This window comes from Palaeococcus sp. (in: euryarchaeotes) (assembly GCF_053987695.1).
Window position 1 is genome coordinate 1 of the sequence record NZ_JBMXHE010000039.1, and the last position, 9,760, is coordinate 9,760.

The following is a 9,760-nucleotide window of genomic DNA, read 5'->3' on the forward strand; positions in this document are numbered from 1 at the left end:
CCTGAGAAACCGGGGTATGACCATCCAGTTACATGGATTGTTTATAAATACCCTGAAGGTTGCAAAGCAAAGTCAACTTGTGACTTTTATGTCTCAGTTAATTTGCATTATTATCCAAGTACGAATAAGTATAAAGTGTATGTCAATGCAAATGGAGATTCAAATAGAATCCGAGAAGTAAAAGTCCAGCTCTGCACGGGGCATTCAGCAACCTGGAAGTTCCCGGAGGATAAAGGGAAGAATAAAATAAATGGAAAAACGATATCTCCCGATGAGTTCCCATGTACAGTATACATAATGGCATGGGAGAAGTAGCGCCCTTTGCTGGCACTTGTTATAATATTACCATTTTCTTTGAGGCGGGGGGTGATCAGAAAAAGTGAATAATAAAAAACAAAAATATGTTGTGCATTATGCAAAATTTATCACTTTGTAGCATTTTGTATGGATTCGTTTGTAAGGTTTGTTAATTTTTGAGCACTCTGGTTAACCACTTCACCGGTTGATGTTCCGGTATTCCTCAAGTATTTTATCACTATAGCCACTATAATCAAAGCTGTGGCAATCATAAACAGATAACAGATACTCAATGGCACCTTGGGCCTTCCTCCTCATGGCAAATCACCTCTAAAGGGTTACTCAGCTCCTCAACATTCTTCTTGAGCTCGTACATTTCAGCAGACTTGTGAGACATGACTATCCCCCCAGCTTTCCCGCTGTAAGAGGCACGAGAACGGAATTTATAAAATTGGAGAAAACTAAAAAAGATACAGTAAGCTTAAAATAAATGTTTGGCACTATCCAATGGGGTAGAGAGATGAGAGTCATGGGAAACAAACGAGATGCTATAATCGGGTTGCTGATTGCACTCCTATACTTAGGAACTCGAATCTATGGGCTCTTTGGCGGGATGAACGAGTACTTTGACTACGATGAGGGCACGTATCTCCTGATAGCCCGTTTCATAAACCACGGAGTCCTCCCATACAGGGATATCTTTGCAGTTCACCCTCCCCTCTACTATTACCTTTTAGCACTGTGGCTCCGAATCTTCGGGGACAGCTACATAGTTGGCCGCCTCCTCTCCGTATTCCTCGGTGCGCTCGCCGTGCTGGTCGCATACTACACTGGAAAAGAGATCAAAAACCGTCAGCTCGGGACGATTTTTGCCCTCCTCATAACGTTGGATCCTCTCATGGTTCAGATGAACTCGTTTGTGTTTCACGAGACTTCAATAGAACTCTTCACGCTCCTCTCGCTCTACCACTTCGTCAAATACTTCAAAGGAGAGGAAACCAAGCACGCTTACCTGTCCCTCTTCTGGGCGGGCCTCGGCACCACTTCCAAGTTCACGATAATCCCCTATGCCGTCGCCCTATACCTCATCATAATCCTCTCAATAAACCCCGAAACTAAGCGCTACCTTGAGAGGGCGGCATCGCTCCTCCTCAACAGGTCTCAGATATTCATCGTTCTTGCAACGTACGCCATTATAGCGGTCATCGTCGTGGGGATAATAGTGGCTTATCCCTCAAATTACCTGAGGGACATCCTAATAGTACCGGGCATCTACAAAATCTCCAATGCCCTCCAGCTTATCTCCGTCGGCCTCTTTCTGGTGATATGGGGTGTAATAACCCTGTATGTTACGAGGGTTTCCTACGTCAGGGCCCTCCTGAGGACTTTATTAATACTCATAAAGAACCTAAAAGTCGAGCTGAAGCTGGCCCTCGCCCTGTTGCTTCCCAAGATCATCGTGGAGGGGATCCTCGGGGTTGGGATTTCAAGGAACTACATCTCCCAGACGTACCTCAGCCAAGGTGGAAGGTACGTTCCAATAATAAACCCCTTCACTTACACCTACGGAATCCTTGACAATCTGCATACGTCAGGACATCAGAACTATATCATCTTCAACCTCCCCCCGCTCGTACTGCTCGCTTTCATACTTATAGCGTGGGCAGGATGGAAAAAGCTCAACGCCCCAGAGTACCTTAAAGGCCTTTTGCTGATGAGCTTTCTCATGTACTTTCTGGTCTTTCCTATCGTCCCCAACCAGAGGTTTCTCTACCCGTTCTTCCTCGTGTTCTATGTAACGGCCCTCTACGCGCTCCTCGAAGTTAAATCCAAGAAAAAGCTTGCCGCAACGGTTCTCATAATGCTTCTCCTCATGCTCCCCCTTGCCTTTGGAATCGCCTACAACTATCCAAAAGGAAAGCTACGCCTCGCCTGGGCAACTCACAGCCAAGACCTCAGAAAGGACGTGGGGGGCTACATAGCCGAGAACAACCTCGCCAACGGCACGTACTTGGTAACGAACCCCTTCAACGCCTACTACCTCCACCTTCCAATCCACCCTTACTACTTGGATGTTTTTGGGATAATCTACTTGGAAAACGCGAGTCTGTTCTGGAAGGCTCTCAACGAAAGCGATTACGTCCTGCTGAGCACGTGGGCGTATACGATTATGAAGGAGTCACAAATCTTTGAAAGTACCCTTGGAAAACTCGAAAGGGTTTCACTTCAGAACTACACCCTCCTGTTCTCCGAATCCTACGGAAGGGGTGACGTCATAACGCTCTTCAGGAAGGCAAATAACCCCAAGAACGTCTCCTTCGATGCATTCCTCGGCAAGCTGAGAATTCACGTCAACAACGTCTCAGTTGGATACGTGTATCCCTCGGACTTTCCATCCTCCGGTGATATCCTGACAAAAATCGAGAACGTCCACGGCAACTACATCATAACCCAGCGCTGGAGGAATGAAATTGCTGAGGGCATAGCTATCGAAAACGGGACTTCAATAACACTTCGGTTCCCGGAGAAAACCAACATCACGCTCAAGCTAGCCTCCAAGGGCGTTTTCCTTAGGGGGAATTCTAGACTGAAGGCGGAAGACGAGGGGAACTTCACGGTTTACCTGTCGGATGTTGATTTCAAAGTTAAGTCGGACGGAAAGATTGTTAACGTCTCAACCACGGAGGTGACCCTTAAATGCGGGGAGCTCATAATATCAGCTGGGGAGGATTAGAGCTTGTCATAATCCCCATTTTAGGATTAATAAATCCATACTTTTCGTTTTTCGTGGTGTGGTATCTAGGGTTGATGCTCCTTAGAATCGAGGATCCGGGACTAAGGTTGGCACTTGCCCCAGCATTTGGTTCAGCGGTCGTTATAATAACGATGCACGTCCTCAGCTGGGCGCACCTAAGCTTAAAACTCTCGATTCCCATAATCTATGGAACGATACTCTTTCTCTGGGTTAGTAGGAAGGAGAGAAAACCCCTAATCCTGCTCTGGAGGAGGATTCCCTCGATGGAGAGAACCCTCTTAGCGGTGTCTCTTCTGCTCTCGGCCTGTTTAAAGATTCCATTTTTGAGGATTCCCTCTTATCCGGGGGCTGTGGGAAGTGACGCACTCTTCCACGCTTATAAGTCATGGGAAATCCTCAGGGAGGAAACGGTTTTTATATCTAATGAAACTGTAATCAAAGGTATCATAAGGTATCCAGCTGGTTATCATTCTCTCGTGGCATGGATATCCCTTGCGAGCAACGTGGAAGTTCCCTTTGCGATGATGGTCATCAAGTTCTTCACATGGCTCCTGCTTCCGCTTGGAACGTACGCGGCCGCCAAGGCAATCTTTAAAGACGGAAAAGTCGCCGCTCTGGCCGCAATTGCAATGCCACTCACGTCAATGTACTACTACTACCTGAACTACTCCCTCCTCCATATGTTCTACGCCTACTACCTCTTTCTCGCGGCCCTTTCTGCCTTCATTCTTGCCCTTGACATGGATACTGGTAACGCCTATGTGCTCGCCACACTGGCCAGTTTTGCACTTCTCATAACGCATCCGTATCCATATCTTATGTTCGAAGCGTACGCCGGCTTTTTGGTCGTGCTCTTAACTTTATCAAGAACTAACTGGAAAAGAGCATGGAGGCTTTTAGTGGTTCAGGGGGTAGGGAGCTTCCTTTTGTATTCCATACTTGAATATCCAATCCGCGTTAATGTTGCTGCTCACACGAAACCAATTTTTGGAAACCCAGCATACGCATTTAAGGACAATCCGGAATGGCTTACTTATATACTCAAAGAAACTTTCGTAACGAACGGTCAGTTAATACTTCTCCCGTTCTTCATCGTGGGCGTTTATTATTCCCTCAGAGGGAAGAACCTCAAAGCGTGGGCCGTTTTGCTAACGGTTCTCTACGCCTTCTTCCTGATAGCCAATAAAATCTGGCTTCACGTTGTTATACCCTTCTACTCGAACATCTGGAGTTCCGAGCGCATCTACGTTCTGATAATCCCATTTCTACCCATCCTCACGGGCAGGGGACTGGCGGATGTTCTGAAAATTGGTAGGAGAAAGAAAATCATAGGGGCATCGCTTGCAATGGTTCTCCTCGTTCCTTTGTTTTACGTTAACGTGATGAACTATTCAAGAGAGTTTTGCTCAACCGTAGACGGTACAGCCCTTCAAGTTTTTTCCGAGATTAGGCGGATGAACGTTGGCGAGGTATACGTTTCAACGTTCAAGGATTCTGGATGGTGGATACCCCCGATGATTGGAAAGAAGATCGCGATAACCAAAGAAGTGCCGGATGAAGGTATCGTCTACATAGACTCAAGGGGTTTTGGCGACGTTCAGCATTCCACTTTGAATCCCCTTAATTTTACAGAAAAGAGGGCATTAATACTGTTTAGAGATGGAATATGGGTATTTAACCTCTCGAAAACGTGGAATGAGTCCAATCCAAGGGCTCTCAAGTGCATGGAGGGGTACTACTCCCTCAGAAAAGGAGTTATAGACGGTGGAAACTTCGAGGACTGGAAGTATTTTGTATATGGGTTTACACTTAGACACCCTGCCATTGTGGAAGGGATAGTAAAAAAAGAGTTTAACGGAGCTTTTTCAAATTTATATAAAAACGATACCGCCTACGTATTCTTCATTCCAGAGAGGGACTTTAAGGAAGTAAGGATAGTAGGAGTTGGAAACGCCGAAGTTTTCATCAACGGAGCCCCAGCCAGAGCCTTCAAAGAAAACGAAGTCAAAACGATTACAGTTAAAACCCATGTAAAAAGTGGGCAACCATATGTTATAGAATTCAGGGGAATCGTTTTAGTAGAAGATATCATTCTCAGAAAATAGAAAGGAAATAAGAGAATAATCAATCAAGCGCACTGCTGAGCTCCTCACTGAGTTTGCTGGTGATGGCGCTCTGACCGGAGCTTATCGTCTCACCTGTACTTCCACCTGAAGTCCTCAAGTATCTTATCACTATAGCCACTATAATCAAAGCCGCGGCAATCATAAACAGATACTCAATTGCTCCTTGTGCTTTCCTCTTCATTTTAACACCTCCAAAGAGACATTTCAATATTATTTTAGAGCAGAAATATTATATATATCTTTCCCCTCAAATTTGAGTGATTAATCCCCAATCCTGGGGTGGGCGCATGGAATTGGTTGTTATACAATGTGAATCTTCAAATATTGAAGAATGTGTAAAATGTGTTAGAGAAAATTCAAAGAAGGAACTCTCATCAAAACCGGGCAAAATCATTAAATCGAGGATCTCCTTGAGTTTTGGTGCATTTATGAACCTGAGCCTGGCTTTAACCGTGAACAGTACCGAATTAGCACATAAAGGCATTATTGCAGAGTATTCCTCCGGTAAAAGTAGGAAAGACGCTTTAAAAAATGTCCAAAAGAAGATTAACTCCCAGCTAACACCTTACTACGAGGTGGTGGACTTCGAATTCGGGACTTATACCATGCCCGTGACAAGGAGGCACTATGCGGTCGGAGTTGCTGTTTACAATGTCCCTACACAAAAAAGCGAACTGCATCTCTTGGGAGTTAAGGAGAGAAGGGAGCTCCTTGCAAAGGCCTTAGGACTCTTCCAATATAATCCAAAGGCTCTAAACATCTCGGAAATCGCTAGGATATTCAAGGTATCAAGAGATTCCATTTATTACGATATTGAGCAAATTCTAAAGGAAAGAAGAAGAATTTAAATTTTCTGCAAAATTCTAGCTTATACTAGTTTTTATGGGTATGGGCGTAGCCGAGAGCACGAATATTACAATAACAATCAAAGCTAGGAGTATCTGTCTCTTTCCTATGGGGCTGACCTCATCAAGGGCTCCCGGATTTCCAGCTCTACCCAATATGAGTATTATGAAAGCCCAGAGCACCCATACAGGCCAGAAAGCGCTCAATATAAGGAGTGAAAGTCCTATTCCCATGGTGAAGTAGTAGTGAAGCTTCTCTCCCATGAATGCCCTTGCGACATGTCCTCCATCAAGCTGAGCGGCGGGTATTAGATTTAGAAAAGTCACCAAAATCCCAACCCAGCCTGCGATAGCAACGGGATGGAGCTGGATTACCAAATCACCATTTCCAAAGAAGGCTTTCTCGATTATCATGAATAGTAAGTTTTCTCCGAAGTATATCCCTTCTCCGATATGGGATATCATGCTCGCTGGAAGTGCTACGGAGAGTTTCAATCCAATTATCGAAACAGGAATTGCCACCAAAAAACCTGCTATGGGACCGCTTACCCCTAAATCTATAGCCGCGTTTCTCGTGGGGATTGGGGATTTAACCCTTATAACGGCACCAAGCGTCCCGAGGAGATTTGGAAATGGTATAAAATATGGGAAAGTCGATTTAACCCCATGGATTGTTGCCGCTATTTTGTGCCCCATCTCGTGGGTTCCCAGAATCGCGAGCACGCTTATAGAGAATGCGAGTGCGTTTAAATATATGTTCCTTATACCCGGCAGGTTGTACTCATTTAAGAACGCCACATAGCTTGAAGAAAGCCAGTAACCTGCTAAAAACGTACTTATCACAGTGGCTATAAAGAGGCTTATTCCTATAAACGGGTTGTCTTTTTTAATAGGCTGAGCAGGGAATACATAGAGAATAACCTTGTCCTTACGCCTTTTAAGAGCTGCCCAGTATTTGAGCTTTTCCAGTTCCCGCAGAACTCTTTCAAAATTCCATTCTTTAATCGAGAGGACTTCAAAGGCCGTTACCCTTCCTTCGACTTTCATCTCTCCAAGGTCGTAGAACTCCCTGAGCTTTGTGTAGAGCTCTGTATTGGTCTCTTCTCCACCTATCTCCTTACTTTCAAGCTCAAAGCCCACCAGAACCATGTCCCCTCCACACTCTGGGCATGCTCCACCAAGCACGGCATCATTTGAGTCCTTAACCTCCCTGTGCCCGCAGTCTATACACTCATAAATTCCCCTAGGCATTTCTCTCACCGTTAGAATAAGTTTAGAAAGAGGATTTAAATACCTATTCCTCTATCCGTATCTCTCCCTTGTCAGCATCCACCTCAATAATCTGTCCACTTTTTATCCTGCTTACATCAATTCCATCCACCATAGGTATTTCAGCTATTATTGCGCCGGTGGCAACTATAGTCTCCGCTTCCCCAACTACTATCGCTTTGGGAGCAACCCCATTTTTCTTGAGCTGGTATATAACATAAGAACCAACTGTGGATCCTTTCCCCCGTGGAAAAACGAGGATCTTATCTCTTACGGATTCACCCCTTATGTCGCTTTCTGCATCTCTAATTTCCCCTGTATTCGGATCAACTCCTCCAAGGAACGATAGAGGTTTTTTGGACACTAAAGCGATGCCTTTTGCTTTCCCCTTTGTAATTCTCCTTCCCTTCAGAATCATCACCATCACCTTAGGGAGCCTCCATTATGAGTTTCTCCGTGTTATCGAGTTTAACATTGAGACCACTGGACGAGAAGTAAAAGCTCGCCTTTCCGCTGTTCGTGGCTATTCCATTGTACCAGAGCTCAATTGGAGATACTATCATGCATGTATCCACCAAAATTCTCCCATTATAGCGTTCTATTACATCAAGATATCCAAGTGCATGTGCTAGATCCCTAACAACCCTGCTCGCAGTTATGACTAGAGGGATCTTTAAAGGTCTCCCTCGTGTTTTCAAGAGTTCTGCAATTTCTTTGATCTCCAGTATAGAAGCATGAGGACACCCTATCAAAATCGCGTCAATTTCTTCCCACTCGGCATTGAAGCGCTCCTTCACCTCATCGAGCTCCTTCTCACCAATTTGAATCTTTTCGAGTTTATCCTCTATTGCGTTCATATACTCAGGTGTTTCTCCCTCCACATGATAGAGGGCTATTGAACCCGTTGCAGCCATTGAAGCCCCAAGTTCTTTTAAGAAATCTACCTTTTCGGGTTTGAGTCCCTCGAAGTATGGAACATCATTTTTTAGCATTTTTCCGAGATAATAACCTAGAAAACTGTAATCTGCAAAGTTTTCCATCTTTGCCTGAACTTCTACAATGATGCTTGCTTTTCTATTCTCCTCTATGTGAAAGCCATAATTTGGAGTTTTTCCCACTATTGCTGCAGCTAAACTTGAAGGGCCGCCCTCCCTGTTTGTCCGTGCTCCTATTATTGAGTTTACATACACAACAGCGGAGCTTTCGCTCCATGCTAAATGATCCCCGAATTTCGGTACATTAGCACCATAGTAGGGGGTGCATGTTGATGTGGTCTCGATGCCCATCATTTTGTAGATTTCAAGGATTTTCATCTGTTTTTCCATAAACTCTTCATCTCCATATCCTGCGGGGTTCAGCGTGGAGTAAACACTTACCTTTGCCCCTGCATCGCTTAAATCTTTCAAGAACTCGATACCTGCTTCTCCTATGTTTTTATATGATACTCCCGCAATCTGGGCGCTTTTTATTGGAATTAATCTATCGGCACCATAAATTTCTCCAAGGGCAACCAGAATCTCCATTGCCTTTTGGAGAGCATATCCATAAGCACCATTTAAAATTAGTTCCTCCTCTTTGGTTAAATACATATCACCACCAATTACACTATACTATGGGGGTTTAAAGGGTTTTTCTCAATTTCGAGGATGACCGCAACACTTATAAAGACTTCATTAGTTAGTAGGTATCGGGCTTGAGCAGCGGGGTGGGGCAGCTAGGAGTGCCCGCCGGGCTCATAACCCGGAGGTCGGAAGTTCAAATCTTCCCCCCGCTACCATCACTAGCCTGTGGTAATATTGTTACTTCTTTTAGTTGTATGAATGTGCCTCTAGAAACTGCTGCAGTTTTTCCTGTTTTCTCTGGATAGTAAATCCAATGGATAATGCAAACTTTGCAACACTTTCTTTGCGATAAATGCGGAGCTCATAGAAATCATGGGTATACTCATAACGCTTACCCCTTATTATTACAGAGGTTCCCTCCTTCCGTGATAGGTATATTCTTGAGTGGATGTTAAGATCTTCTAGGAGTATATTGCAGAACTCCAGAACACTTAAATCGCAGTTGATGCTCTTTAGCGACATCAAACAGCTTTTCTTTTGGCTGTTTCAGGAATGTGTGCGGGCTTTTGCTTGCAACTTCAACATACCACCTCTGCCTCATACCCCATGGTGGGATTTGCACCTATCTCCCTCAGACACTCCGCGGTTTTCTCAACATCGATGGTGTGGAGATTGACAATAAAATTATAAAGACAGCTGGAGAATCTTAAAATATGAGCATCTCCTCAAGAGATATCCCAACAATAAAAAAAGTTCCTATAAGCTTGGTTAGCATTAGAACAGCCAAACTTTTTGATTTACCCGAGATAATGCGCATAGAGCACAGATCTTTCAGGGAGAAATATCCGAGGGGAATTTTTTTGATGTTCCTTGAAAACAATCCCGAGAGTTTCCTTGTGGCGGAAT

Annotated in this window: 9 protein-coding genes, 1 tRNA gene and 2 pseudogenes; 6 read left to right on the forward strand and 6 right to left on the reverse strand. The window is 44.5% G+C overall.

Annotation, left to right across the window (positions count from 1 at the left end):
- A partial coding sequence (locus ACXJGZ_RS02810) for a hypothetical protein (RefSeq protein WP_456398261.1) occupies positions 1-315 on the forward strand: 315 nt, incomplete at its 5' end.
- Between the two features lie 110 nt (positions 316-425).
- Here ACXJGZ_RS02810 and ACXJGZ_RS02815 read toward each other — a convergent pair.
- Positions 426-615, reverse strand: a pseudogene (locus ACXJGZ_RS02815) (class III signal peptide-containing protein).
- 202 nt (positions 616-817) lie between these two features.
- Here ACXJGZ_RS02815 and ACXJGZ_RS02820 point away from each other — a divergent pair.
- Positions 818-3,031, forward strand: coding sequence for an ArnT family glycosyltransferase (locus ACXJGZ_RS02820; protein WP_456398262.1), 2,214 nt, complete (start codon positions 818-820; stop codon positions 3,029-3,031).
- Positions 2,995-5,157, forward strand: a complete 2,163-nt coding sequence (locus tag ACXJGZ_RS02825; RefSeq protein WP_456398263.1) for a hypothetical protein — start codon at positions 2,995-2,997, stop codon at positions 5,155-5,157. Before ACXJGZ_RS02820 ends, ACXJGZ_RS02825 begins: the two co-directional genes overlap by 37 nt.
- 19 nt (positions 5,158-5,176) lie before the next feature.
- On the opposite strand, the gene ACXJGZ_RS02830 is transcribed toward ACXJGZ_RS02825, so the two are convergent.
- On the reverse strand, positions 5,177-5,359 hold the full coding sequence (locus ACXJGZ_RS02830) for a class III signal peptide-containing protein (protein ID WP_456326844.1): 183 nt from the start codon (positions 5,357-5,359) through the stop codon (positions 5,177-5,179).
- 106 nt (positions 5,360-5,465) lie between these two features.
- Between ACXJGZ_RS02830 and ACXJGZ_RS02835 the strand changes: the two genes are divergently transcribed.
- Positions 5,466-6,026 (forward strand): hypothetical protein, encoded by a 561-nt coding sequence (locus tag ACXJGZ_RS02835; protein WP_456322002.1) that lies wholly within the window; start codon positions 5,466-5,468, stop codon positions 6,024-6,026.
- Between the two features lie 15 nt (positions 6,027-6,041).
- Here ACXJGZ_RS02835 and ACXJGZ_RS02840 read toward each other — a convergent pair whose 3' ends face one another.
- Genes ACXJGZ_RS02840 through ACXJGZ_RS02850 form a run of 3 tightly spaced genes read right to left on the reverse strand, consistent with a single transcriptional unit; the run spans position 6,042 to position 8,881 of the window.
- Positions 6,042-7,274 carry a site-2 protease family protein gene (locus ACXJGZ_RS02840; RefSeq protein ID WP_456322003.1) on the reverse strand — a complete coding sequence of 411 codons (1,233 nt, stop codon included), beginning with the start codon at positions 7,272-7,274 and terminating at the stop codon, positions 6,042-6,044.
- A gap of 43 nt (positions 7,275-7,317) precedes the next feature.
- Positions 7,318-7,710 carry a DUF126 domain-containing protein gene (locus ACXJGZ_RS02845; RefSeq protein ID WP_293254144.1) on the reverse strand — a complete coding sequence of 131 codons (393 nt, stop codon included), beginning with the start codon at positions 7,708-7,710 and terminating at the stop codon, positions 7,318-7,320.
- 10 nt (positions 7,711-7,720) lie between these two features.
- Entirely contained in the window at positions 7,721-8,881 is a 1,161-nt protein-coding gene (locus ACXJGZ_RS02850) for an aconitase X catalytic domain-containing protein (protein WP_456398264.1), read from the reverse strand.
- A 110-nt stretch (positions 8,882-8,991) separates the two neighbouring features.
- Between ACXJGZ_RS02850 and ACXJGZ_RS02855 the strand changes: the two genes are divergently transcribed.
- Positions 8,992-9,069: transfer RNA gene (locus ACXJGZ_RS02855), tRNA-Met, on the forward strand.
- Between the two features lie 31 nt (positions 9,070-9,100).
- Here ACXJGZ_RS02855 and ACXJGZ_RS02860 read toward each other — a convergent pair.
- Positions 9,101-9,376 (reverse strand): LAGLIDADG family homing endonuclease, encoded by a 276-nt coding sequence (locus tag ACXJGZ_RS02860; protein WP_456398265.1) that lies wholly within the window; start codon positions 9,374-9,376, stop codon positions 9,101-9,103.
- Positions 9,377-9,567: 191 nt separating this feature from the next.
- Here ACXJGZ_RS02860 and ACXJGZ_RS02865 point away from each other — a divergent pair.
- Positions 9,568-9,760, forward strand: a pseudogene (locus ACXJGZ_RS02865) (ribosomal protein S18-alanine N-acetyltransferase); the annotation flags it as partial.